This window comes from Streptomyces sp. NPDC006326 (genome assembly GCF_040612915.1).
GTDB lineage: Bacteria > Actinomycetota > Actinomycetes > Streptomycetales > Streptomycetaceae > Streptomyces.
This window is the reverse complement of record NZ_JBEXRC010000016.1, coordinates 30,957-54,123: the sequence shown is the minus strand read 5'-3', so window position 1 is coordinate 54,123 and position 23,167 is coordinate 30,957. Positions and strand designations below refer to the sequence as shown.

Genomic DNA, 23,167 nt, shown 5'->3' with positions numbered 1-23,167 from the left:
TCGGGGCTCCGTACGAAGGATGTGAAGTGACCGTGACCCCTCCCCTCCAGACCGCGGAGAGCCATGTCGTGGGTGTCGACTTCGGCACTCTCTCCGGCCGGGCCGTGGTGGTCCGCGTCCGCGACGGCGAGGAGGTCGGCTCCGCCGTCCACGTGTACCCGCACGGCGTCATCGAGCGTGAACTCCCCACCACCGGCCGGCCCCTGCCGCCCGACTGGGCCCTCCAGCACCCCGAGGACTGGCGCGAGGTGCTGCGCACCGCCGTCCCCGCCGCAGTGGCCGCGAGCGGCATCGACCCGGCCGCCGTCATCGGCATCGCCACCGACTTCACCGCCTGCACCGTCCTCCCCGTACGGGCCGACGGCACCCCGCTCGCCGAGACCGCGCTGGGCGTTCGCCCGCACGCCTGGCCCAAGCTCTGGAAGCACCACGCGGCCCAGAGCCAGGCCGACCGCATCACCCACCTCGCCCACCTGCGCGCCGAGAAGTGGATCTCCCGCTACGGCGGCAAGATCTCCGCCGAATGGCAGTATGCCAAGGCGCTCCAGGTACTTGAGGAGGACCCGGACACCTACGCCGCCACCGAGCGCTGGATCGAGGCCGCGGACTGGATCGTCTGGCAGCTCGCAGGCGTCGAAACCCGCAACACCTGCACGGCGGGATACAAGGGAATCCACCAGGACGGCCACTACCCCAGCGAGGACTACCTCGCCGCCCTGCACCCCGATTTCGCCGACTTCGCGCGCACCCGGCTGGAGCATCCCCTGTCGCCGCTGGGATCCCGGGCCGGCTCCCTCACCGCCGAAGCCGCCGCCTGGACCGGGCTGCCCGAGGGCATCGCCGTCGCCACCGGCAACGTCGACGCCCATGTCGCGGCCCCTGCCGCCCAGGCCGTCGAGAACGGCCGGCTGCTCGCCATCATGGGCACCTCCACCTGCCACGTCGTCAACGGCCCCGCCCTCGCCGACGTCCCCGGAATCTGCGGAGTCGTCGACGGCGGCATCGTGGAGGGCGCCTACGGCTACGAGGCCGGGCAGAGCGCGGTCGGCGATATCTTCGCCTGGTGGCTGCGCCAAGGCGTGCCGACCCACTACCGCGCAGAGGCCGAAGCCACCGGCGAGGACCTGCACCAACTGCTGTCCCGCAAGATCGCCGACCAGCCCGTCGGCGGCCACGGCCTGGTCGCCCTCGACTGGATGAACGGAAACCGCTCCACCCTCGTCGACCACCACCTCTCCGGCGTCATCGTCGGCCTCACCCTGGCCACCCGCCCCGAGGAGATCTACCGCGCCCTGCTGGAGGCCACCGCCTTCGGCACCCGCACCATCATCGACGCCCTGGAGCAGGGCGGCGTCCCCGTAACCGAGTTCATCGTGACCGGCGGGCTGAAGAAGAACCCCCTGCTCATGCAGATCTACGCCGATGTGCTGCGCCGGCCCGTCTCCCTCGCCGAGTCCGCCCAGGGCCCCGCCCTCGGCTCCGCCATCCACGCCGCCGTCGCCGCCGGGGCGCACCCGGACGTACGCACCGCGGCCGCCGCCATGGGCCGCGTACGCCGCGGAGTCCACCAACCGGACAATGCGCGCGCCGATGCCTACGACCGCCTCTACGCCGAGTACCGAACCCTGCACGACCACTTCGGCACCGGCCCCGACAAGCTCCTCCACCGCCTCCGCGCCATCCGCAACGCGGCGCTCACCGCTCCGCGCACCGACCCCGAGGCCACCCCGGCCGCCCAGAAGAGCGAGGTCCGACCATGAGTTCCCCGATCGATCTGCTGCGCCGCCAGCTCAGTGACCTCCACCAGGAGCTGGTCCGCTACGGCCTCGTCGTCTGGACGGCCGGCAACGTCTCCGCCCGCGTCCCCGGCGAGGACCTGATGGTCATCAAGCCGAGCGGCGTCTCGTACGACGAGCTGACGCCCCGGAACATGATCCTCTGCGACCTGGACGGCAAGGTCGTCGAGGGCGACCAGTCCCCGTCCTCGGACACCGCCGCGCACGCCTACGTCTACCGCCACATGCCCGCGGTCGGCGCAGTGGTGCACACCCACTCGACGTACGCGAGCGCCTGGGCCGCGCGCGGAGAGGCCGTGCCCTGCGTACTGACCGCCATGGCCGACGAGTTCGGCGCCGAGATCCCCGTCGGCCCCTTCGCGCTGATCGGGGACGACTCCATCGGCCGGGGCATCGTCGAGACCCTCCGGGGCCACCGCTCGCCGGCCGTCCTGATGAAGAGCCACGGCGTCTTCACCATCGGCAAGGACGCCAAGGCCGCCGTCAAGGCCGCCGTGATGTGCGAGGACGTCGCCCGCACCGTCCACATTTCCCGCCAGCTCGGCGAACCCCTGCCGATCGCGCAGGGCGACATCGACCGCCTCAACCACCGCTACCAGAACGCGTACGGCCAGCAGCCCGCTGCCCGCTAAGGAGACCCACGCCCCCATGAAGGCACAGAAGGCAATCCAGGGCCGCGAAGTCTGGTTCCTGACCGGCAGCCAAGGGCTGTACGGCGACGACACCCTGCGTCAGGTCGCCGAGCAGTCCCGCCGGATCTCCGACGCACTCGGTGACTCCGGCATCCCGGTGAACATCGTCTGGAAGCCCGTACTCACCGACGCCGGCGCGATCCGGCGAGTCTGCCTGGACGCCAACGCAGACGACACCTGCATCGGCCTCATCGCCTGGATGCACACCTTCTCCCCGGCGAAGATGTGGATCGCGGGCCTGGACGCCCTGCGCAAGCCGTTGCTCCACCTGCACACCCAGGCCGATGCCGCACTGCCCTGGGCGTCGATCGACATGGACTTCATGAACCTGAACCAAGCGGCCCACGGGGACCGCGAGTTCGGCTTCATCCAGTCCCGGCTCGGCGTCGCACGCAAGACCGTCGCCGGACACGTCAGCGACCCCTCGGTCACTGCCAGGATCGCCTCCTGGGCCCGGGCCGCGGCAGGCCGCTCCGAGCTGCAGAGCCTCAAGCTGGCGCGATTCGGCGACAACATGCGCGACGTCGCCGTGACCGAGGGCGACAAGGTCGAGGCCCAACTCCGCTTCGGCGTCTCGGTCAACACGTACGGCGTCAACGACCTGGTCGCAGCCGTCGACGCGGCCACCGACGCCCGCGTGACCGAACTGGTCAAGGAGTACGAGGACACCTACCGCCTCGCGCCCGAACTCCGCGCGGACGGGGACCGGCACGACTCACTGCGCTACGCTGCCCGGATCGAACTCGGCCTGCGCGGATTCCTGACGGACGGCGGCTTCCACGCCTTCACCACCAACTTCGAAGACCTCGGCGGCCTGCGCCAGCTGCCCGGCCTGGCGGTGCAGCGGCTGATGGCCGACGGCTACGGATTCGGCGGCGAGGGCGACTGGAAGACCTCCGTCCTGCTGCGCACGCTCAAAGTGATGTCCACCGGGCGGCAGGGCGGCACCTCCTTCATGGAGGACTACACCTACCACCTGGAGCCTGGGCGGGAGTTGATCCTCGGCGCGCACATGCTGGAGGTCTGCCCGACCATCGCATCGGACGTGCCGTCCTGCGAGATCCACCCCTTGGGCATCGGGGGCCGCGAGGACCCGGTCCGCCTCGTCTTCGACGCCCGGACCGGTCCCGCCGTCGTGGTCGGGCTGGCCGACATGGGCGACCGGTTCCGCCTGGTCGCCAACGAGATCGACGTGGTCGAGCCCCTCGAACCGCTGCCGAACCTCCCCGTCGCGCGCGCCGTCTGGCAGCCGCGCCCGAACCTGCGCACCTCGACCGAGGCGTGGCTGACCGCCGGCGCGCCCCACCACACCGTGCTGTCCAGCGCCATCGGGACCGAGGAGCTGGGCGACCTCGCCGACATCCTCGCCACCGAGCTGCTGGTCATCGACGCGGACACCACGATCCGCCGGTTCACCGAAGAGATCCGCTGGAACCAGGCCTACCACCGCCTGGCCCAGGGCTTCTGACGCAGACGGCGGGCGGGGGCCTCCCGGGCCACGGCTCGGGAGCCGCCGCCCTTTCGGTCCTCCCGACCCCGGCCCCCTCCCCCGATCGGAGTGACGAACAGCCATGCCCGATGCGCCCACCCGCCCCGACGACGGTTCCCTGACGATCCGCCGCGAGCCGTACGCGACCCTCCCGGACGGGCGGGTCGTCGACCGCTACGCCTTCGGCTCCGAGGACGCCGTCATGGCGGAGGTGCTCACCCTCGGCGCCCGGCTCCAGGCGCTGTACGCACCGGACCGGGACGGGCACCGCGCCAACATCGTGCTGGGCGGCGTGAGCGTGGCGGACATGCTCGGCGAGGCGAAGTACTTCGGGGCAACGGTCGGCCGCTACGCGAACCGGATCGCGGGCGGCGAACTGCCCGTCGAGGGCGCCGTCCACCGGCTGCGGACCCAGGGAAACGGCCACACGCTGCACGGCGGCCCCGAAGGCTTCGACGCGCGCATCTGGGACGCCACAGAGGTGCGTGAGCCGAGCCGCGTCGGCGTCCGCTTCACGCTGCACAGCCCGGACGGCGACCAGGGCTTCCCCGGTGCACTCACCGTCCATGTGACCTGTCTGCTGGACCGTGCGGGTTCGCTCACACTCGCGTACGAGGCCACCACCGACGCGCCCACGGTGGTCAACCTGACGAACCACGCCTACTTCAACCTGGCCGGCGAGGGCAGAGGCACCATCCTCGACCACCTGCTGCAGGTCGACGCGGACCAGTACACGCCGGTGGACGGGGAGTTGATCCCGTACGGCCCGCACTTCCCGGTCGAGGGCTCCCCGTTCGACCTCACCGAGCCCCGCCTGCTCGCTGAACGGATCACGGCCGACCACCCCCAGCTGCGGCTGGCGGGCGGCGGATTCGACCACAACTGGGTGCTCCGTCCGTGCGAGGGAGACGGCCCGCGGCCGGTAGCGGTGCTGCGGCACCCGGCGAGCGGGCGGCGGCTGGAGTGCCTGACCACCGAGCCCGGCCTGCAGATCTACACCGGAAACCTCTTCGACGGCTCGCTCACAGGCCCGGGCGGCGCACCGTACCCGGCCTTCGCCGGGATCGCGCTGGAAACCCAGCACTTCCCCGACTCCCCGCACCGCCCATGCTGCCCCTCCACCGTCCTGCGCCCGGGGGAGGAGTACCGCTCGACCACCGTCTACCGGTTCTCGGTGGACCCCGGCTGACCCGGCGGCGCCCCCTTCTGCGGCCGTGACGACCGGGTCCGGCCGCACACCCCCGCGGGGATGCGGCCGGGCCGGGGCGGAACGGGTTTCAGAAGCCGGCCTTGCGCTTGTTGTAGACGTCGAAACCGACCGCGGCCAGCAGCACCAGGCCCTTGATGACCTGCTGGTAGTCGGTGCCGATACCGACCAGCGACATACCGTTGTTGAGCACGCCGAGCACCAGGCCGCCGATGAGGGCGCCGAGCACCGTGCCGACGCCGCCGGAAGCCGAGGCGCCACCGATGAACGCGGCGGCGATCGCCTCCAGTTCGAAGTTGACACCGGCCTGCGGCGTACCCGCGTTGAGACGCGCCGCGAAGACCATGCCGGCCAGGGCGGCCAGCACCCCCATGTTGACGAAGGCGAGGAAGACGACGCGCTTGCTCTTGACGCCCGACAGCTTCGCCGCGGCCTCGTTGCCGCCGATCGCGTAGGTGTGGCGGCCCAGGATGGAGTTGCGCATCAGGTAGCCGAAGGCGACCAGCAGCACGCCGAGGACCAGCAGCACGATCGGGAAGCCGTGGTAGCTCGCCAGCAGCAGGGTGAACACCAGTACCGCGGCGCCGATGGCGCCCAGCTTGGCCAGGAAGAGGCCGAGCGGGAGCAGGTCGAGGCCGTAGCGGGCGGCCTGCCGTCGGCCGCGGACCTCCTGGAGGACCGCCACCACGAGCACGACGAGCCCCAGCAGCAGAGTGAGGTTGTGGTAGTCGGTCTGCGGGCCGACCTCCGGCAGGAAGCCGCTGCTGATCTCCTGGAAGCCCTTGGGGAAGGGAGCCACCGACTGGCCGTGCAGCAGGATCTGCGTCCCGCCGCGGAACAGCAGCATGCCGGCCAGCGTGACGATGAAGGACGGGATGCCGACGTACGCGATCCAGAACCCCTGCCAGGCACCGGCGGCTGCGCCGATCAGCAGGGCGGCGGTCAGTGCGAGCGGCCACGGCACGTCGTGCTTGACCATCATGACGGCCGCGGCGGCGCCGACGAAGGCGGCCAGCGAACCGACCGAGAGGTCGATGTGACCGGCGATGATCACGATCATCATGCCGATGGCCAGGATCAGGATGTAGCTGTTCTGCTGGATCAGATTGGTGACGTTGAGGGGCTGGAGCAGGATGCCGTCGGTCCAGATCTGGAACACCACGACGATCAGCGCCAGCGCGACCAGCATGCCGTACTGGCGTATGTTGCCGCGCAGCGCCCGCACCAGCAGGGGGCCGATGCCGCCACCGCCGCCGGGCTGGACGGGCGGGGCCGTCTTGAGGTCCGTGGTGCCCGGGGTGTCCGTGGTCTCTGCCTGGGCCATGCCTTACACCTGCTCGTTCTCGGTCGCAGCGCTCACGGTCATGAGGCGCATGAGTGATTCCTGGGTCGCGTCCGCGCGGTCCACCACACCGGTGAGCCGGCCCTCGGCCATCGCGTAGATGCGGTCGCACATGCCGAGCAGCTCGGGGAGTTCGGAGGAGATGATCAGCACCGCCTTGCCCTGGGCCGCGAGTTCGGCGATGACGGTGTAGATCTCGGCCTTGGCGCCGATGTCGATGCCCCGGGTGGGTTCGTCGAGGATCAGTACGTCCGGCTCGGAGAAGATCCACTTGCTGAGGACGACCTTCTGCTGGTTGCCGCCGCTGAGCTTCCCGGTCTCCGCGAACACCGAAGAGGCCTTGATGTTCATGGTCTTGCGAAAGGACTCCGCGACCCGGGTCTCCTCGTGCTCGTTCACCCACCCGCGCCGGGAGACCTTGCCGAGCGCGCTCAGCGAGATGTTGCGACTGATGTCGTCCTTCAAGTTCAGCCCGAGCTGCTTGCGGTCCTCGGTGACGTACGCGATGCCGTGACCGATCGACTCCGGGACGGTGCGCGTGCGGATCTCCTCGCCGTCCAGCAGCACCCGGCCTCCGGTACAGCGCCCGTACGAGCGGCCGAAGACGCTCATCGCGAGCTCGGTGCGGCCCGCACCCATCAGGCCGGCGATACCGACGATCTCGCCGCGCCGCACTTCGAGCGACACACCGTCGACGACCTTGCGCTGATGGTCGATCGGGTGGTGGACGGTCCAGTCCTCGACGGCGAAGGCGACCGCGCCCAGCTCGGGGGTGCGCTCGGGGTAGCGGTGCTCCAGATCGCGGCCGACCATGCCCCGGATGATCCGGTCCTCGGAGATGCCCTCGGCCCCGACCGCGATGGTCTCGATGGTCCGGCCGTCGCGCAGGATCGTGACGGAGTCGGCGACCTGGGCGATCTCGCCCAGCTTGTGCGAGATGAGGATGCAGGAGATGCCCTGGGCCTTGAGTTCCAGGATGAGGTCGAGCAGCTTGCGGCTGTCCTCGCCGTTCAGGGCGGCCGTGGGCTCGTCCAGGATCAGCAGCTTGACCTCCTTGGCGAGCGCCTTGGCGATCTCGATCAGCTGCTGCTTGCCCACGCCGAGGTCGGCGATCCGGGTGTGCGGGCTCTCGTCCAGCCCGACCCGCCGCAGGAGCGACTTGGCGTGGGTGAGCGTTGTCCTCCAGCTGATGATGCCCCGGGTGGCGTGCTCGTTGCCGAGGAAGATGTTCTCCGCGATGGAGAGGTACGGCACCAGGGCGAGTTCCTGGTGGATGATCACGATGCCGCGCTGTTCGCTGGCCCGGATGTCCTTGAAGGCGCAGGACTCGCCCTGGAGAAGGATCTCGCCCTCGTAGGAGCCGTGCGGGTGGACCCCGCTGAGCACCTTCATCAGGGTGGACTTTCCGGCGCCGTTCTCACCGCAGACGGCGTGGACCTCGCCAGGGGCGACGCTCAGGGTGACGCCGGAGAGCGCTTGGACACCGGGGAAGGACTTGCTGATCGAACGCATCTCAAGGACGGGTCCGGCCATGGTGGTGCATCCGTTCGACAGGGGCGGTTCGGGCGGGGGCCTGTCAGGTCGACTGCCCCGCCCGTACGCGCCCGGCTCTGGTGCGGCCCTGCGTGGGGCCCCTGGCTACTTGAGCTGGTCGGCGGTGTACTGCCCGCCGTCGACCAGCACCTTCTGGTAGTTCTCCTTGTCGACGCTGACCGGCTGCAGCAGGTACGCCGGGACGACCTTGACACCGTTGTCGTACTGCTTGGTGTCGTTGACCTCGGGCTTGCCGCCGGTGAGCAGGGCGTCGCCCATCTGCACCGCTACCTTGGCCAGTTCGCGGGTGTCCTTGTAGACGGTCTGGGTCTGCTCGCCCGCGATGACGGACTTCACCGAGGCCAGCTCGGCGTCCTGGCCGGTGACGATCGGCAGGGCCTTGCCCGGGCTGCCGTAGCCGACGCCCTTGAGGGAGGACAGGATTCCGATGGAGATGCCGTCGTAGGGCGAGAGCACCGCGTCGACGCCGGCCGATGTGTACGACTTGCTCAGCAGGTTGTCCATCCGGGATTGTGCGACACCGCCGTCCCAGCGCAGCGTGCCGACCTGGCTGAGGCTGGTCTGACCGCTCTGGACGACCAGTTTCTTCTGGTCGATGTACGGCTGGAGCACGCTCATCGCGCCCTGGAAGAAGAAGGTGGCGTTGTTGTCGTCCGGCGAGCCGGCGAACAGCTCGATGTTGAACGGGCCCTTGCCGCTCGCGAGACCCAGCTTGTCGACGATGTAACTGCCCTGCAGGACACCGACCTTGAAGTTGTCGAAGGTCGCGTAGTAGTCGACGTTCCCGGTGCCGCGGATCAGGCGGTCGTACGAGATCACCGGGATCTTGGCATCGGAGGCCTTCTGGAGGACGTTCGTGAGCGAGGAGCCGTCGATGGCGGCCACCACCAGCAGCTTGGCGCCCTTCGTGATCATGTTTTCGATCTGCGAGACCTGGTTCTCGACGACGTTGTCGCCGTACTGCAGGTCGGTCTTGTAGCCCTTGGCCTGGAACTGCTTGACCATGTTGTCGCCGTCGCCGATCCAGCGCTCCGACGACTTGGTGGGCATCGCGATGCCGACGAGGCCACCCTTGGCGTTACCGCCGCCTGCACCGTCGCCCACACCGTTGGCGCTCTGGCCGCAGGCCGTCAGGGCCAATGTGAGGCCCGCAGCAGCGAGGCCCATCGAAACCTTGCGCACTATTCCTCCAGTGGTATGCCGCGATCGCCGCGACCTCGGCGGGGGCCTCGGATCGGGTCGAGCGGGGTCGGGCACCGGCCCGGGGTGGAGGGGGCCGGGTTCGTTCGGGGTCGGTACTGCCGACCGGGCGGCGGGGTGAGTGACCCCGCTGAGGCCCCGGTGGGTGCCGCTCTGGGCTGGCGTTACATGAGTGTTAACGCTCACAGAAACCGCGTCAAGGGCCCAGAGATCACCTTTGGATATAGCGCGGGACGGTCGACGACGGGGCCTTGACCCCCAAATGTGAACGTTAACAACCTGTTGCGGCGTAGCTGCCCGCTCTTCACATCCCAAGCCTTGATCACACCGGACCGGGCGGCGCCGCCGCCGACCCGGGCCACCTGATGTTGCACTCACCGGGCAAGGGGCAGCCGGTCAGCAGATGCACCTCGGACACAGCACGGACGGCTTCCACTGGAACGATCTCAACGGCGGAGCACCGATCCTGCGCTCCACAATCGGCACGAAGGGGGTACGTGATCACCTCGTTCGCCGCCAGTCACGGCCGTCACCGCAACCTGACCGGCCCTGACCGCCCTGCTCCCCGACCAATCCCCCAAAAGCGATCAAGGGGCCGTTTTGGATTGCTCCAAAACGGCCCCTGATCTGCGACTCTTTCGAGTCGGGACGACAGGATTTGAACCTGCGACCCCTTGACCCCCAGTCAAGTGCGCTACCAAGCTGCGCCACGTCCCGATGCCCGCTGACCTGGGGTTTCCCCTTGGCCGAACGCGCACGAGAACAATACCGCACTTCCCGGGGTGGTCGCGCGCACCTTTTGATCGGGTGGGCCGTCGGGCGGCTCTTGACCTCAAGTGGACTTGAGGTTGCATGATCCACTCATGTCACAGGCAACCGCGGACACCGGGTTCCGCTACAAGGATCTGGGCCGCCTCATGGCGCTCATGACCGGGGCCGAGAAGCACGGGCCCGCCGCCACCTCCACGCTCGACGTGCTGTGGGTGCTCTACGACCGGGTGCTGCGCGTCGGGCCCGGGAGCGCCGAGGACGCCGAGCGGGACCGGTTCCTGCTGTCCAAGGGGCACGGGCCGATGGCGTACTACGCCGTACTGGCCGCCAAGGGCTTCTTCCCCGTCGACTGGCTCGGCGGCTTCGGCTCCTACGCCTCGCCCCTCGGGCACCACCCCGACCGGACCCTGGTCCCCGGGGTCGAGATCGGCAGCGGCTCGCTCGGGCACGGGCTGCCGCTCGCCGTCGGGACCGCGCTCGGGCTGCGGGCCCAGGGGCTGGACGGGCCCGCCGTGTGGGTGCTCATCGGAGACGCCGAGCTCGACGAGGGCAGCAACCACGAGGCCCTCGCGTACGCCGGCTCCGCCGGGCTGGAACGGCTGCACACCGTGGTGATCGACAACGACTCCGCGACCCACGGCTGGCGCGGCGGGATCGCCTCCCGCTTCGAGGCGGCCGGCTGGTCGGCGGTGACCGTGGACGGGCGGGACCACGCGGCCCTGCACGCCGCCTTCACCACACCACATCCGGGCCGGCCGCACGCGGTCGTCGCCCGCGTCGAGAAGAAGGCCTGAGGGGGAGCACCCATGGACACCATGCGGGAACGGTTCGTTTCGGTCACGTCGGAGCTGCTCGACGAGGACCCGCGGCTGGCGCTCGTGCTCGCCGAGATCACCATGGACGGCTTCCGGCCCGCGCAGCAGCGCCACCCGGAGCGGGTGATCAATGTCGGCATCCGCGAACAGCTGCTGGTCGGCGTGGGCGGCGGGCTGGCGCTGACCGGCCTGCGTCCGGTCCTGCACACCTTCGCCAGTTTTCTGGTGGAGCGGCCGTTCGAGCAGGTCAAGCTGGACTTCGGGCACCAGGGCACCGGCGGGGTCCTGGTCAGCGCGAGCGCCGGCTACGACTGGCCGGCGGGCGGTTTCACCCATATGGCGCCGGGCGACGTGGCCCTGCTGGACACCCTGGACGGCTGGACGGTCCACGTCCCGGGACACCCCGACGAGGCGGAGGCCCTGCTGCGGCACGCGTACGCCGCCGGGGACGACCGGGTCTACGTGCGCCTCTCCCAGCAGTCGAACGCCGCTGCGCACCCGGTGACGGGGCTGGGCTGGCGGACCGTGCGGGAGGGGGCCGCGGGCGTGGTCGTCGCCGTCGGCCCGCTGCTCGACCACGTGCTCGCCGCCACGGAGGGGCTGGACGTGACCGTCCTGTACGCGACGACGGTACGGCCCTTCGACGACGCGGCCCTGCGCGCGGCCGTCGGCCGGGCGACGAGCGACGTGGTGCTCGTCGAGCCGTACCTCGCCGGCACCTCCACCACCGCCGCCGCCCGGGCCCTCACCGACACCCCGCACCGCGTCCTCGGCCTCGGCGTCGGCCGCGCGGAACTGCGCCGCTACGGCACCATCGACGAGCACACCGCTGCCCACGGTCTGGACCCGCGCTCCCTGCGCGAGCGGATCGGCGCCTTCCTGCACCGGCCGGGTTCAGCCCGCCCGTAAGGTCTCCTCGCGGGCGTGGATGATCTCCATCAGCTCCGCCGCGAGCGATTTGGCGGTGGCCAGCCCCTGGGTTCCCCAGCGGCGCGGTTCCCCGTCGGCCGCGCACACGGTGCCCAGCACGATCCCCTGCCGGTCGGTGAGCGGTGCGCCGACGTACGTGCGGATCCCACTCTCGTCGACCACCGCGTTGCCCGCGAAGCGCGCGAAGTCGCGTACGTCCTCCAGCACCAGCGCACGGCGCCGCACCACCACGTGCGGGCAGTAGCCGTGGTCCCGCGGCAGGACGCGCGCGGGGTAGCCGCTCGCGGGGGCGTCCGGGGCGTGGTGCAGCCCGGCGAAGAACTGGCGTTCCTCGCCGACGAAGTTGACGCCCGCGTACGGGGCGGCCAGCACGTCGGCGACCTGCCGCGCGAAGGCGTCCATCTCCGCGTCCACCCGCTCCCCCAGGCCCAGTTCCCGCAGCCGGACGGCGCGCGCGGGCGCCTCCCGGTCCACCGGCGTGAGCAGCAGGTGCCCGGTCGACTCGTAGTACGCCATGGTGTTCCCCCTCAATGATCCGAGAAATAAGCCTGCTTGGACGATGGGGCCGGCCTGGCAGATGCCGCCGTGAAGAGCAGGTGGTGGACGAGGGCGGCCAGTGTCCCCGTGCCGGAGCTCGGCAGCCGCGCGTCGCACCGTACGACGGGCACCTCGGGATCCAGCCCCACCGCCTCGCGGACCTCGTCGGCGCCGTAGCGGTGGCCGTCGTCGAACTCGTTGACGGCGACGATGAATCCGATGCCGCGTCGCTCGAAGAAGTCCACGGCCGGGAAGCAGTCGGCGAGCCGGCGGGTGTCGGCGAGCACCACCGCACCGAGCGCGCCCACGCACAGCTCCTCCCACAGGAACCAGAAGCGCTCCTGGCCGGGGGTCCCGAAGAGGTAGAGGACGTGCCGCTCGTCCAGGGTGATCCGGCCGAAGTCCAGCGCGACGGTCGTGGCCGTCTTCGTCTCCACCCCCTCCAGCGTGTCGGCCGTCTCGCTCAGCCCGCTGAGCAGCTCCTCGGTGCGCAGCGGTTCGATCTCGCTCACGGCGCCCACGAAGGTGGTCTTGCCCGCGCCGAAGCCGCCCGCGACCAGGATCTTCAGCGTGGTGGGCAGTAGGGCGCCGCGCGCCTCACAGTCGTCGGCGTAGGCCATCGAGCACCGCCCGCAGCAGGTTGTGGTCGGCGGCGGCGAGGGGCCCGCCGCCCGGGAACCGCGGCGCCTGCGCCGTGACCGCCCCGTGTTCCACCAGGTCGGACAGCAGCACCTTCACCACCACCGCGGGCAGCCGCAGCTGCCCCGCCAGCTCGGCCACCGTCACGGCCGCCGCGCCCGCGCACAGCCGGAGCGCGAGGGCGTGTTCCGCGCCCAGCGGCCCGCGCGGGCGTACGCCGGTGGCCGTCACCAGCGACAGCAGGTCGAGCGCCACGGCGGGCCGGGTCCGCCCGCCGCTGGCGGTGTACGGGCGCATCACCCGCCCCGCCGAGTCGTCGAGCCACGGCGTGTCCCGCGGGGACCCGGCGCCGTGCGTGGCGCGGGCCCGCATCACTCCGCGGCGCCGGCGGGACGGCGCGGCGGAGCCGCCAGGTACGGGCGGACGCTCTTGACCAGCATCGCCATCTCGTAGCCGAGGACGCCCGCGTCGGCCTCCCGGTCGGCGAGGACCGCCAGGCAGGTGCCCGATCCGGCGGCGGTCACGAAGACGAGGGCCGTGTCGAGCTCGACCACCACCTGCCGGACCTCCGCGCCGTCGCCGAACCGGGATCCGGCGCTGCGCCCGAGGGAGTACAGCCCGGACGCCAGGGCCGCAAGGTGATCGGCGCTGTCGTTGTCGAGGCCGTGCAGGCAGGTGACGAGGCCGTCGGCGGTGAGGAGCACCGCGCTGCGGGTGTAGGGGACGCGCTGGACGAGGCCGCCGAGCAGCCAGTCGAGGTCCGAGAGCCGGCGGGTCTGGGTCGCCGCTTCGCCGCCCATGGGGGTGCGCTCCTTGCCGGGGTCGGGGGTCGGGGCGGGGGTGGGGGTCGGGGCGGGGGTCGGGGCGGGGGCGGGGGCGGGGGCGGGGGTCGGGATCATGTCTGGTTCTCCGACTGGGCGAGGCCGTAGCCCCGTTGGAAGGCGGCCATCAGGCCCGGATCGTGCACGGGTTGCTCCGGTGCGTCCGCCCGGCGCGGGGCGGGGGCGTCCCGCAGCTGCGGGACGAGGTTCTCCTGGGCCCGGCGCCGGGGCAGGGGCGGCCGGTCCGGGTCCGTACGGGCGGCCGGCACGGACGCGGACACCGGAACGGATACGGCTGCCGGCCGGGGTACGGGTACGGGTCCCGGGTCCGTCGGCTCCGGGAGGCCGGTGGCCACGCCGGTCCCGAGGCCGAGGTCCAGCCCCAGGTCGAGCCCCGGCTCGGCACCGGCCGGCCCCACTGGCTCCGGCCGCGGACCGGGGCGGACGCCCGGCCGGACGTCCGCCGGCGGCCCGCCCGCCGCCCAGGTCGGCGTCGGCAGGGTGGGAGGGACCGGGTGCACCGGGCGGGTCGCGGCCGCGGGGGCCGGCTCCGGGACGGGCGGGACCGGCTCCGGGGCCGGCTCCGGGGCGGGCATCGGCTCAGGTACCCGGACCGTCCCGGGGGCCGACCGCGTCACCGGTGGCTCCGGCCACACGGGCGGGGCTTCCGGCTCCGGGCGCTCCCGGCGCGGCATGCCCACCCGTACCGGCTCCAGCGGCGGGACCACCGTCTGCCCCTGCCCGGTCCCCCACGAGGTGGCCCGGGAGCCCCCCTGCGCATCGGCGGCGCCGGACGCCTCCGCGCCGAGCAGTTCCCGGGGCAGTACGAGCACGGCCAGCACGCCGCCGTAGATGTTGGACTTCAGCTCGACGGCGATCCCGTGCCGCCGCGCCAGCGCCGAGACCACGTACAGGCCGATCCGGCCGTCCGCCAGCAGGTGGCGGACGCTGATCTGGTCGGGGTCGACCAGCAGCGCGTTCATCCGGTGCTGCTCCGCGGCGGGCAGGCCCAGGCCGCGGTCCTCCACCTCCACGGCGATCCCGGCGGTGACCCGCTCGGCCCGCACCACCACGTCGGTGTCGGGGGCGGAGAACACCGTGGCGTTCTCGATCAGTTCGGCCAGCAGGTGCACCACGTCGGCCACGGCGTGCCCGCGCACGGTCCCGCCAGTCGGGGGCACGACCTTGACCCGGGTGTACTGCTCGACCTCCGCGACCGAGGAGCGCAGTACCTCGCTCAGTTCGATGGGCCGGGTCCACTGGCGCCGGGAGGCCGCGCCGCCCAGTACGGCCAGGTTCTCGGCGTGGCGGCGGATCCGGGTGGCGAGGTGGTCGACGTGGAAGAGCTCCTTGAGCAGGTCCGGGTCCTCGACCGTGTCCTCCAGCTCGTCGAGCAGCGAGATCTCCCGGTGCACGAGGGACTGGAGGCGGCGGGCGAGGTTGACGAAGACCTCGACCTTGCGGTCGTTGTCGGTCGGCGTCATCGGGGCCGCCAGCCGTACGAGCGTGGCCTGCGCCTGTTCCCGGGCGCCGCGCAGCTCCTGGGAGAGCAGCCAGAACTCGTCCACCCGTTCCGGGTCGGTGCCCGGCGGTGGTCCGGTCGGGCCGCCGCGGACCGGGCGGGCCGGGGGCTCCCCACGCTCCAACCGCTCGGCTGCGGTGCGCAGTTCCTGGCGGCCGCGCACGCTGGAGCGGCGCAGGGCCTCGCAGCGGTCGCGGACGGCCTTGGCGGAGCGCTGAGCGCCGAGCAGGGCCGCCGCCAGGGCACCGAGGACGAGCAGTCCGCACCCGGTGAGCACGGGCCACAGGCGGGCGTCGCGTTCGCCCGCTCCCCCGCCGAGCTGCAGGGTGAAGATGACCGCGGCCGCGCCGCTGAGGCCCGCCGCGAGCGTGGGCAGGACGGCGGCGCGGACCAGCTGGGGCCGTATCTGCCGGCCGGGACCGGTGACGGCGTGTCTCGACGGGGCGTGGCGGGCGGCGCGGAGTCCGGACATCGACGTCCTCTACGTGGGGCCCGGGCCCCCAGCGGTTCCGGGGCCCGGTGTGGATCACGGTGTTGATCACCGGATACCCACGCTAGACCGCACTCTCCCGCCCCTGACGGCGAGTTGGGGAACTTCACCGGGCGGCTTCCCGCTCCCGGTGGAGCGCTCGTACGGCAGCCCGAATCCGCCGGGGAGCGCGCACCGCCCCGGCTCCGCCGGACGCACCACCCCCGCCGCCCGGCACCCGGCGGCCGGCGGGCCTCGCGCCGGGACGTTTCCGCACGCCCCGGCGCACCGGCGTGCGCTGCGGACCTACGACCCGACGGTCTCCGGTTCCCCGTGGGCCGTCACCGGCGGGCGGCCGGTGACGGCCGGCCGGGGCGTCGCGACCGGGGCGGCAGGTGCGGGGGTGGCGAACGGGCGCCACCACGGGTCGGTCGGCAGCGCGGCCGTGTCCCCCGGCTCGAAGGGCCGGCCCGGGATCGGCAGCGCGACCGCCGCCCCGGCTGCCTCCGCCGCCGCCAGGGTGCCCTCGCCGGGCTCCTCCCACGGGTGCGGGGCCAGGTTGAAGGTGCCCCAGTGGATCGGCAGCATCGTGCCGTGCGGGATGCCGCCCTGGAGGTCGAGGTGGGCGCGCATGCCCTCCTCGGGCGTCATGTGGATGTCCGGCCAGTACTCCGAGTACGCCCCGATCTGGATCATCGTGGCGTCGAAGGGGCCGTGCGCGGCGCCGATCTCGGCGAAGCCGGGGAAGTAGCCGGTGTCACCGCTGTGGTAGATGCGGTGCTCGTCGCCCGCGACCACCCAGGAGGCCCACAGGGTGTGCTGCTGGTTGCGCAGTCCCCGGCCGCAGAAGTGGCGTGCCGGGGTGGCGGTCAGCGACAGGCCGGCGATGTCGGTGCTCTCGTTCCAGTCGAGCTCGCGGATCCGGTCCTCGGAGACGCCCCAGCGCTCCAGGTGCGCCCCGACGCCCAGCGGGACCGCGAAGACCGTGTCCGTGCCGACCAGCGCCTTGATCGTCGGCAGGTCGAGGTGGTCGTAGTGGTCGTGGGAGATCACCACGGCGTCGACCGGTCCCAGCGAGGCCAGCGGCACCGGTACGGGGTGCAGTCGCCTGGGCCCGGCGAAGGGGAAGGGGGAACACCGCTCGCCCCAGACCGGGTCGAACAGCACGCGCCGTCCGTCGATCTCCGCGAGCACGCTGGAATGCCCCATCCACGTCAGGCGCAGTCCGCTGGCGGGCGGCTTCGCCAGCTCGGCGAGCGTCGTCGGGTAGACCGGGATCGGGGCGCCGGGGTTGCGCCGGATCCGGTGCTCCTTGTCGAAGTAGATCTTCGCGAACTCGCGCATCGAGCCGGAGGGCCTGGTCCGGGCCCCGAGCGGGTTCTGGAAGACGCCGTCGGCGAAGTTCGGCGAACGCTGGATCCGCTCCAGCCGTGCGCCGGACGGATCCGCGCCGAAGGATTCGGGCCGCAGGGCGCGCAACCGTGGACGCAGGGGACGGGAGCCGGTCAAAGCGCCTCCTGGGAGGATGGGGCGGAAGGGGCGGTCGTGGACCGTACGCCGGTCCACGCCCTTCCCAACGCACACCGGCCCCGAAGGATTCCGCTCCGCGCTCCCTTCCCTCCGGCTCCTCGCGCCGCACCGGCGACCACCGGCACTGCGGCGGCACCCGGACCGGCGCCTACAGCGGCAGCAGGTCGGGGCGCTTCGCCTCCACGTGGTCGCCGGAGGACTCCCCGCGCAGCCGTCGGCCGATCCAGGGGACCAGGTGCTCCCGCGCCCAGAGGATGTTGTCCCGGGTCACGTCCACCGAGCCGCGCGGCTGTTGGGGCGGCCACGGCTGGTCGGGGTCGGCCGGCACCTCCAGCCCCAGCACCTGGGCGGCGCGCAGCGCGACCCGGGTGTGCCCCTCGGGCGAGAGGTGCAGCCGGTCGTCGTCCCAAGCCCGCCGGTCCTGGACGGACCTCAGCGACCAGAGGTCGAGCACCGGGCACCCGTACCGGTCGGCGATGGCGCGCACGTGGGCGCTGTACGTCGCCACCTTGCCCCGCAGGTGCTTGAGGACCGGCACGCCACGGGTGTCGAAGCCCGTGGTGATCATCACCAGCCCGACCGCTCCGGTCAGGTCGGCGACGGCTGCCTCGAAGCGCTCCGCCACCGCGTCCGGGTCGCTGCCGGGTCGGATGATGTCGTTGCCGCCCGCGCAGAAACTCACCAGGTCCGGGGCGAGTTCCTTGGCCCTGGGCACCTGTTCGGCCACGATCTGGTCGAGGAGGCGTCCTCGCACGGCCAGGTTCGCGTACCGGAAGTCGTGTTCCTCGCGCTGATCGGCCAGGAGTACGGCCAGCCGGTCCGCCCAGCCGACAAAGCTCCCCCCGGGTCCCGGATCCCCCACGCCCTCGGTGAAGCTGTCCCCGATCGCCGCGTACGAGCCGATGGTCTTGAGTGTCGTCGTCGTCGCTGCCACGAGGCCTTATCCTTCACCCCGGCACGTGACCTACGCCACCGTAGGCAGGGGTTGACGGACCGTGATTTGTACCACGGGGCGGGTACGGAATAACAGCGCGTGAGGCCGGGACCCCCCTCGGGCCCCGGCCTCACGCGGGTCTGGACGCCTCCGCGGCTGCGGGTGGTGTCAGATGCTCACGCCCTTGGAGCGGAGGTAGGCCAGCGGGTCGATGTCCGAGCCGTAGGACGGGCCGGTGCGGATCTCGAAGTGCAGGTGCGGACCGGTCGAGTTGCCGGTGGAGCCGGAGAGGCCGATCTGCCGGCCCGCGGCCACGCTCTGGCCGACCGAGACGGACAGCTGCGACAGGTGGCCGTACTGGGAGTACTTGCCGTCCTCGTGCCGGATGACGACCTCGTTGCCGTACGCGCCGCCCCATCCGGCGGAGACCACAGTGCCGGCGCCGACCGCCTTGACGGAGGTGCCGGAGCTCGCGACGAAGTCGACACCGGTGTGGTAGCCGCTGGACCACATGGCGCCGGGCGTCTTGTACTGGGTGGAGATCCCGCCGCCGCCGACGGGGGCGACGAAGCCGGCGGCGGTGACCGTCCGGCTCTTCGCGGCGGGCGCGGGCGCGGCCTCGGCCGCGGCCTGCGGGGCCGGGGCCTTCCCCTTGGGCGCAGGGGCCTGCTTCTCGGCCGGCGCCTGCTTCTCGGCCGGCGCCTGCGGCCGGGCGGGTGCCTGCTCCCGGGCGGAGGCCTGCGGGGCGGCCCCGGCCCGGGCGCCGAGGGTCAGCTTGAGGCCGGGGTGGATCAGGGACGGGTCGGCGCCGACGGCCTCGCGGTTGTCGGCGTACAGCTGCTGCCAGCCGCCCGAGAGGTGGCGCTCGGCCGCGATCTCGGAGAGGCAGTCGCCGGGCACCACGGTGTAGACGGCCGGAGCGGCGGCGGGGGCGGCCTGGAGGGCGGCCGGAGCCTGGGGGGCCTGCACGGGGGCCGTGACGGGAGCCGCGGCCGGGGCGCCGGCCGCCTGGGCGCCTGCGGCTCCGATCAGCGGCAGGGCGAGGGCCGCGCCGCCGGTGCCGGCAACGGCGAAACCACGCGCGAGGGAGCGGGACTTGGGACGGCGGTGCTTACCCTTTGCAGGCATGGCGATTTCCTCTCCGTCGCCTGCGAGGTGAGCTGTCGGGTTCGGACTGGAGATGTCCGGCCGGACAGGAACAGCACCTGTACGGCTTCACCCCGAGCCGTCCGGAAGAAGGATCCGGAGCAGCGTCTTACCTGGTTCCCCCGCTCCTGCCGCGCGCGTGAATAGTCGGGTGCGGTTCCCGGATGGCGGCAGGATTCGGCGGTCCATCCGGATCGGTGGCGAACGTAATCCAGCCGCACCGCGCGGAACAAGCCACGAATTACCCAACACTTTCCCGGAAGTCGGGCATCGGCGGAATTCCGGTCACCCTGTGTCCATTCCGCGGGGACAACGGCCCCCTCCACAAGGCAATTCGAGTTCCGCGATCAGGCACGCACGGTCACCGTATGATCTGGCTCACGGGCGGGGACGCGATCCACCCTTCCGGGCAGGCAAGTTGTGGCCAAGTGGTCCAAATTCGGACATCCGCGACGATACGGAGGAGAATTCCGTGACCCAGCAGATACACCACACCCCACCGGTGGAGCCGGAGCTGGTCGGAGTACGCAACTTCCGTGACGTGGGCGGCCTGCCGACCACCGACGGGCGCAGGGTCAGGACGGGACGACTGTTCCGAAGCGGACATCTGGCACATGCCACCGAAAAAGATACGGAATTCCTCGCCGCGCTGGGCCTGCACACCGTCTTCGACTTCCGCAACGACGCGGACCATGCCCTGGAGGGCCTCGACGTCGACCTGCCGGGCGTCCGCAACGTCAACATCCCCCTGTCCGATCCGGCCGACGGACGGGAGTTCTGGACGATCGTCCGCGAGGGCGGGATCGACCAGCTCCGCGCGCTCCTCGGCGAGGGGAAGGCCGCCGCCCGGATGACCGCCTCCTACCGCTCTATGATCCGCAACCGCACCGCCGAGCACAGCCGGGTCGTGCACGCCCTCGCCGAGGACAGCGTCCCGGCCCTCATGCACTGCGCGGCCGGCAAGGACCGCGCCGGCCTGTCGATCGCCGTCACGCTGCTCGCGCTGGGCGTCGAGCGCGAGGCGATCACCGCGGACTACCTGGAGTCGAACGCCCCGCACCGCCGCTACCGGATGCGCCGCACCGGCGAGCCGTCCGAGGCCCGCTCCCCCGAGGTGCTGGAGCTGCTCGCCCCGCTCTTCGACGCCCGCGCGGAATACCTCACCGCCGCCTTCGACACCATCGACGACCACTGGGGCGGCCTCGACCGCTACCTGGCCGAGGGCCTCCGGCTCACTCCCGCGACCCTCGCCCGGCTGCGCGAGCAGCTGCTCGACCAGGGCCTGTGAGACCGGCCCCGCCCGCCCCAGCGGGGCGGGCGGGACGCCGTCAGCGGTTGCCGACGGCCTGCTTCACCAGCGTCCTGCCGAAGTCCCACATGAGTCCGCCGCCCCCGTGCGCCTCGTCCATCACCGCGCGGAAGGCGGTGACGAAGCGGTCGACGTCCGCCTCGTCGATGATCAGCGGCGGGATCAGCTTGATGACCTCCATGTGGTCGCCCGAGACCTGGGTGAGGATCCGGTGCTTCTGGAGCAGCGGCACCACGACCATCTGTGCGAAGAGCCCCTTGCGGGCCGCCTGGAGCATGGTCCACCGGCTGCGCAGGCCCAGCGAGTCCGGGCGGCCGAACTCGATGCCGATCATCAGGCCGCGCCCCCGTACCTCGTGGAGCAGCTCGTACTCGCCCACCAGCGCCGTGAGGCGGCCGCGCAGCAGGTCCCCCGTCGCGCGGGCGCGGGCGACCACCGACTCGTCCTCCATGACGGAGAGCACCGCCAGTCCGGCCGCCATCGCCTGGGCGTTGGAACCGAAGCTCGCGGAGTGCACGAGCACCCGGTCCATGGACGAGTAGACCTTCTTGAAGATCCAGTCCTTGCCCAGGGTCGCGCCGACCGGCACGTAGCCGCCCGACAGCGCCTTCGCCACGCACACCAGGTCCGGCTCCACGCCCGGCTCGTGCTGGTAGGCGTAGAAATCACCGGTGCGTCCGAGGCCGGTCTGCACCTCGTCCGCGATCAGCAGCGCCTTGTGCCGGCGCAGCAGTGCCTGGGCGCCGGACAGGAAACCGGGCGGGGCGGCGAGTACGCCCTTGCCCTGGACCGGCTCGACCACGAGGGCGGCGACGTCTCCGCGCGCCAGCTCCCGCTCCAGGGCGGCCAGGTCGCCGAGCGCGATCGCCGTGTCGGGCAGCAGCGGTGCGAAGCCGTCCCGGAAGCCGGCCTCTCCGTTGACGGAGAGCGAGCCGGTGGTGAGCCCGTGGAAGGCGTGGTCGCAGTAGAGGATCCTGGGCCGTCCCGTGGCGTACCGGGCGAACTTCAGGGCGGTCTCCACCGCCTCGGTGCCGCTGTTGCCGAAGAAGACCCGGTCCAGGTGGGGGCTGTACGTGAGCAGCTTCTCGGCCAGCAGTCCGGGCAGCGGCTGGCAGTCGAAGCGGGTGAGGTCGGCGAGCTGGGCGTCGAGGACGTCGTGCAGGGCCCGGCGGACGACCGGGTGGTGCCGGCCCAGCCCCATCACCCCGAATCCGGCGAGCATGTCGAGGTAGTCGTTGCCCTCGGCGTCCCAGAAGTGGGCGCCCTCGGCCCGCTCGTAGACCTTGTCGAAGCCGATGGTGTGCAGCATCCTCGGCAGCTGGTGGTTGAGGTGGCGTGCGTGCAGCTCGTAGCGCTCGGCGCCGCGCTCGGCCAGCAGGGCGCCGAGGTCGAAGCCCTTGCCCCGGCCGCCCTCCCCCGGGTGGCCGGTGCTCATGCCGACGCGTCCCGGTTGGCGGCGATCGTCTCCCGGGCGGCGCGCAGGGATTCCTTGAGCGAGCCCATGGTGGCGAGGACGGCGGTCGGCTCGTAGCCGCAGTGCGCCATGCAGTTCGCGCACCGCGGGTCCTTTCCGCGGCCGTACTTGCTCCAGTCGGTTTCCTCGATCAGTTCCCGGTACGTGGGCACGTAGTCGTCGCTCATCAGGTAGCAGGGGCGCTGCCAGCCGAAGAGGGAGTAATTGGGAATGGCCCAGGCGGTGCAGGGGAAATCGACCCGGCCTTCCAGGAAGTCCAGGAAGAGCGGCGAGTGGTTGAGCCGCCACCGCCGCCGGTTTCCGCCCGCGAAGGCCTTCCTGAAGAGTTCCCGGGTCTGTTCGACGCCCAGGAAGTGCTCCTGGTCGGGGGCCTTTTCGTAGGCATAGGCGGGCGAGATCATCATCTCGTCGACCTTCAGGTCGTCGTTGAGGTAGTTGAGCACCTCGATGATGGTCTGCGGGGTGTCCGTGTTGAAGAAGGTGGAGTTGGTGGTCACGCGGAAGCCGCGCCTCTTCGCCTCCTTGATGGCGGCGACCGCCTCGTCGAAGACGCCTTCCTTGGCCACCGACTCGTCGTGCCGCTCGCGCAGCCCGTCGATGTGGACGGCGAAGGCGAAGTAGGGGGACGGGGTGAACTTCTCGATCTTCTTGCGGAGCAGCATCGCGTTGGTGCAGAGGAAGACGTACTTGCGCCTCGCGACCAACTGCCGCACGATCTCGTCGATCTGCGGGTGCATCAGGGGCTCGCCGCCCGCGATGGACACCATGGGCGCGCCGGACTCCAGGACGGCGCCGACCGCCTGGGCGACCGGCATGCGCTGCTTGAGCACCCCGGCCGGGTGCTGGATCTTCCCGCACCCCTCGCAGGCCAGGTTGCAGGCGTAGAGCGGCTCCAGCTCGACGATCAGCGGGAACTTCTCACGCTTGCGGAGCTTCTGTTCGAGAAGATAGGTCCCGACCCTGATGGACTGTCGCAGCGGCATGGCCATC

The 23,167-nt window shown here is 71.7% G+C and carries 20 protein-coding genes, 1 tRNA gene, 1 pseudogene and 1 riboswitch; of the genes and pseudogenes, 8 read left to right on the top strand and 14 right to left on the bottom strand.

The window, feature by feature from the left end:
• Positions 1–26 precede the first annotated feature (26 nt).
• From ABZ128_RS15175 to ABZ128_RS15160, 4 genes are all read left to right on the top strand, one after another.
• Positions 27–1,760 (top strand): ribulokinase, encoded by a 1,734-nt coding sequence (locus tag ABZ128_RS15175; protein ID WP_356848636.1) that lies wholly within the window; start codon positions 27–29, stop codon positions 1,758–1,760.
• Positions 1,757–2,428: an L-ribulose-5-phosphate 4-epimerase gene (locus ABZ128_RS15170; RefSeq protein ID WP_356848634.1), complete on the top strand. Its 672-nt coding sequence runs from the start codon at positions 1,757–1,759 to the stop codon at positions 2,426–2,428. The genes ABZ128_RS15175 and ABZ128_RS15170 overlap by 4 nt, the downstream gene beginning before the upstream one ends.
• A gap of 16 nt (positions 2,429–2,444) precedes the next feature.
• A complete protein-coding gene (gene araA, locus ABZ128_RS15165) occupies positions 2,445–3,956 on the top strand; it encodes an L-arabinose isomerase (RefSeq protein ID WP_356848633.1) in 1,512 nt (503 codons plus the stop codon).
• Between the two features lie 103 nt (positions 3,957–4,059).
• Positions 4,060–5,166 (top strand): aldose epimerase family protein, encoded by a 1,107-nt coding sequence (locus tag ABZ128_RS15160; RefSeq protein WP_356848632.1) that lies wholly within the window; start codon positions 4,060–4,062, stop codon positions 5,164–5,166.
• Between the two features lie 88 nt (positions 5,167–5,254).
• Here the strand turns inward: ABZ128_RS15160 and mmsB are convergent, their stop codons facing one another.
• From mmsB to chvE, 3 genes are all read right to left on the bottom strand, one after another.
• The gene (gene mmsB, locus ABZ128_RS15155) at positions 5,255–6,508 is read right to left on the bottom strand and encodes a multiple monosaccharide ABC transporter permease (RefSeq protein ID WP_356848631.1); all 1,254 of its coding nucleotides are present in this window, start codon (positions 6,506–6,508) and stop codon (positions 5,255–5,257) included.
• A gap of 3 nt (positions 6,509–6,511) precedes the next feature.
• Entirely contained in the window at positions 6,512–8,059 is a 1,548-nt protein-coding gene (gene mmsA, locus ABZ128_RS15150; RefSeq protein WP_356848630.1) for a multiple monosaccharide ABC transporter ATP-binding protein, read from the bottom strand.
• A 105-nt stretch (positions 8,060–8,164) separates the two neighbouring features.
• On the bottom strand, positions 8,165–9,247 hold the full coding sequence (chvE, locus tag ABZ128_RS15145; RefSeq protein ID WP_356848744.1) for a multiple monosaccharide ABC transporter substrate-binding protein: 1,083 nt from the start codon (positions 9,245–9,247) through the stop codon (positions 8,165–8,167).
• 297 nt (positions 9,248–9,544) lie between these two features.
• Between chvE and ABZ128_RS15140 the strand changes: the two are divergent.
• Positions 9,545–9,782 (top strand): annotated as a pseudogene (locus ABZ128_RS15140) (1,4-beta-xylanase); the annotation flags it as partial.
• A gap of 141 nt (positions 9,783–9,923) precedes the next feature.
• Here the strand turns inward: ABZ128_RS15140 and ABZ128_RS15135 are convergent.
• Positions 9,924–9,997 (bottom strand) — tRNA-Pro (locus ABZ128_RS15135).
• Between the two features lie 146 nt (positions 9,998–10,143).
• On the opposite strand from ABZ128_RS15135, the gene ABZ128_RS15130 reads away from it, so the two are divergent.
• Positions 10,144–10,845, top strand: coding sequence for a transketolase (locus tag ABZ128_RS15130; protein ID WP_356848629.1), 702 nt, complete (start codon positions 10,144–10,146; stop codon positions 10,843–10,845).
• Positions 10,846–10,857: 12 nt separating this feature from the next.
• Complete coding sequence (locus ABZ128_RS15125; protein WP_356848627.1) at positions 10,858–11,775, top strand: transketolase; 918 nt, start codon at positions 10,858–10,860, stop codon at positions 11,773–11,775.
• On the opposite strand, the gene ABZ128_RS15120 is transcribed toward ABZ128_RS15125, so the two are convergent.
• The 8 genes from ABZ128_RS15120 to ABZ128_RS15085 form a co-directional block, all read right to left on the bottom strand.
• On the bottom strand, positions 11,761–12,312 hold the full coding sequence (locus tag ABZ128_RS15120) for a GAF domain-containing protein (protein ID WP_356848626.1): 552 nt from the start codon (positions 12,310–12,312) through the stop codon (positions 11,761–11,763). The two genes, ABZ128_RS15125 and ABZ128_RS15120, sit on opposite strands and share 15 nt — an antisense overlap.
• A gap of 11 nt (positions 12,313–12,323) precedes the next feature.
• Positions 12,324–12,953 (bottom strand): ATP/GTP-binding protein, encoded by a 630-nt coding sequence (locus tag ABZ128_RS15115; RefSeq protein ID WP_356848625.1) that lies wholly within the window; start codon positions 12,951–12,953, stop codon positions 12,324–12,326.
• Positions 12,931–13,344: a DUF742 domain-containing protein gene (locus tag ABZ128_RS15110; RefSeq protein WP_356848623.1), complete on the bottom strand. Its 414-nt coding sequence runs from the start codon at positions 13,342–13,344 to the stop codon at positions 12,931–12,933. The genes ABZ128_RS15115 and ABZ128_RS15110 overlap by 23 nt, the downstream gene beginning before the upstream one ends.
• Positions 13,344–13,772 carry a roadblock/LC7 domain-containing protein gene (locus ABZ128_RS15105; RefSeq protein WP_356848743.1) on the bottom strand — a complete coding sequence of 143 codons (429 nt, stop codon included), beginning with the start codon at positions 13,770–13,772 and terminating at the stop codon, positions 13,344–13,346. The genes ABZ128_RS15110 and ABZ128_RS15105 overlap by 1 nt, the downstream gene beginning before the upstream one ends.
• 95 nt (positions 13,773–13,867) lie before the next feature.
• On the bottom strand, positions 13,868–15,787 hold the full coding sequence (locus ABZ128_RS15100; protein WP_356848621.1) for an ATP-binding protein: 1,920 nt from the start codon (positions 15,785–15,787) through the stop codon (positions 13,868–13,870).
• A gap of 303 nt (positions 15,788–16,090) precedes the next feature.
• A complete protein-coding gene (locus ABZ128_RS15095) occupies positions 16,091–17,293 on the bottom strand; it encodes an MBL fold metallo-hydrolase (protein WP_356848620.1) in 1,203 nt (400 codons plus the stop codon).
• A 169-nt stretch (positions 17,294–17,462) separates the two neighbouring features.
• A complete protein-coding gene (locus tag ABZ128_RS15090; RefSeq protein WP_356848618.1) occupies positions 17,463–18,248 on the bottom strand; it encodes an SGNH/GDSL hydrolase family protein in 786 nt (261 codons plus the stop codon).
• A gap of 168 nt (positions 18,249–18,416) precedes the next feature.
• Entirely contained in the window at positions 18,417–19,376 is a 960-nt protein-coding gene (locus ABZ128_RS15085) for a peptidoglycan DD-metalloendopeptidase family protein (protein WP_356848617.1), read from the bottom strand.
• A gap of 4 nt (positions 19,377–19,380) precedes the next feature.
• Positions 19,381–19,587: riboswitch (cyclic di-AMP (ydaO/yuaA leader) on the bottom strand.
• A 279-nt stretch (positions 19,588–19,866) separates the two neighbouring features.
• On the opposite strand from ABZ128_RS15085, the gene ABZ128_RS15080 reads away from it, so the two are divergent.
• On the top strand, positions 19,867–20,682 hold the full coding sequence (locus ABZ128_RS15080) for a tyrosine-protein phosphatase (RefSeq protein ID WP_356848615.1): 816 nt from the start codon (positions 19,867–19,869) through the stop codon (positions 20,680–20,682).
• A 40-nt stretch (positions 20,683–20,722) separates the two neighbouring features.
• Here ABZ128_RS15080 and ABZ128_RS15075 read toward each other — a convergent pair whose 3' ends face one another.
• Both ABZ128_RS15075 and hpnH read right to left on the bottom strand, forming a co-directional pair.
• Positions 20,723–22,138: an aspartate aminotransferase family protein gene (locus ABZ128_RS15075; RefSeq protein WP_356848614.1), complete on the bottom strand. Its 1,416-nt coding sequence runs from the start codon at positions 22,136–22,138 to the stop codon at positions 20,723–20,725.
• On the bottom strand, positions 22,135–23,166 hold the full coding sequence (gene hpnH, locus ABZ128_RS15070; RefSeq protein WP_356848613.1) for an adenosyl-hopene transferase HpnH: 1,032 nt from the start codon (positions 23,164–23,166) through the stop codon (positions 22,135–22,137). The genes ABZ128_RS15075 and hpnH overlap by 4 nt, the downstream gene beginning before the upstream one ends.
• Position 23,167: the final 1 nt, after the last annotated feature.

What these genes read in the sequence shown, in the direction of transcription:
- mmsA (WP_356848630.1), bottom strand. Translation starts at nt 8,059, where the DNA reads ATGGCCGGACCCGTCCTTGAGATGCGTTCGATCAGCAAGTCCTTCCCC.
- ABZ128_RS15125 (WP_356848627.1), top strand. Translation starts at nt 10,858, where the DNA reads ATGGACACCATGCGGGAACGGTTCGTTTCGGTCACGTCGGAGCTGCTC.
- ABZ128_RS15170 (WP_356848634.1), top strand. Translation starts at nt 1,757, where the DNA reads ATGAGTTCCCCGATCGATCTGCTGCGCCGCCAGCTCAGTGACCTCCAC.
- ABZ128_RS15130 (WP_356848629.1), top strand. Translation starts at nt 10,144, where the DNA reads ATGTCACAGGCAACCGCGGACACCGGGTTCCGCTACAAGGATCTGGGC.
- ABZ128_RS15100 (WP_356848621.1), bottom strand. Translation starts at nt 15,787, where the DNA reads ATGTCCGGACTCCGCGCCGCCCGCCACGCCCCGTCGAGACACGCCGTC.
- ABZ128_RS15160 (WP_356848632.1), top strand. Translation starts at nt 4,060, where the DNA reads ATGCCCGATGCGCCCACCCGCCCCGACGACGGTTCCCTGACGATCCGC.
- ABZ128_RS15105 (WP_356848743.1), bottom strand. Translation starts at nt 13,772, where the DNA reads ATGGGCGGCGAAGCGGCGACCCAGACCCGCCGGCTCTCGGACCTCGAC.
- hpnH (WP_356848613.1), bottom strand. Translation starts at nt 23,166, where the DNA reads ATGGCCATGCCGCTGCGACAGTCCATCAGGGTCGGGACCTATCTTCTC.
- ABZ128_RS15075 (WP_356848614.1), bottom strand. Translation starts at nt 22,138, where the DNA reads ATGAGCACCGGCCACCCGGGGGAGGGCGGCCGGGGCAAGGGCTTCGAC.
- mmsB (WP_356848631.1), bottom strand. Translation starts at nt 6,508, where the DNA reads ATGGCCCAGGCAGAGACCACGGACACCCCGGGCACCACGGACCTCAAG.
- ABZ128_RS15120 (WP_356848626.1), bottom strand. Translation starts at nt 12,312, where the DNA reads ATGGCGTACTACGAGTCGACCGGGCACCTGCTGCTCACGCCGGTGGAC.
- ABZ128_RS15115 (WP_356848625.1), bottom strand. Translation starts at nt 12,953, where the DNA reads ATGGCCTACGCCGACGACTGTGAGGCGCGCGGCGCCCTACTGCCCACC.
- araA (WP_356848633.1), top strand. Translation starts at nt 2,445, where the DNA reads ATGAAGGCACAGAAGGCAATCCAGGGCCGCGAAGTCTGGTTCCTGACC.
- ABZ128_RS15110 (WP_356848623.1), bottom strand. Translation starts at nt 13,344, where the DNA reads ATGCGGGCCCGCGCCACGCACGGCGCCGGGTCCCCGCGGGACACGCCG.
- chvE (WP_356848744.1), bottom strand. Translation starts at nt 9,247, where the DNA reads ATGGGCCTCGCTGCTGCGGGCCTCACATTGGCCCTGACGGCCTGCGGC.
- ABZ128_RS15085 (WP_356848617.1), bottom strand. Translation starts at nt 19,376, where the DNA reads ATGCCTGCAAAGGGTAAGCACCGCCGTCCCAAGTCCCGCTCCCTCGCG.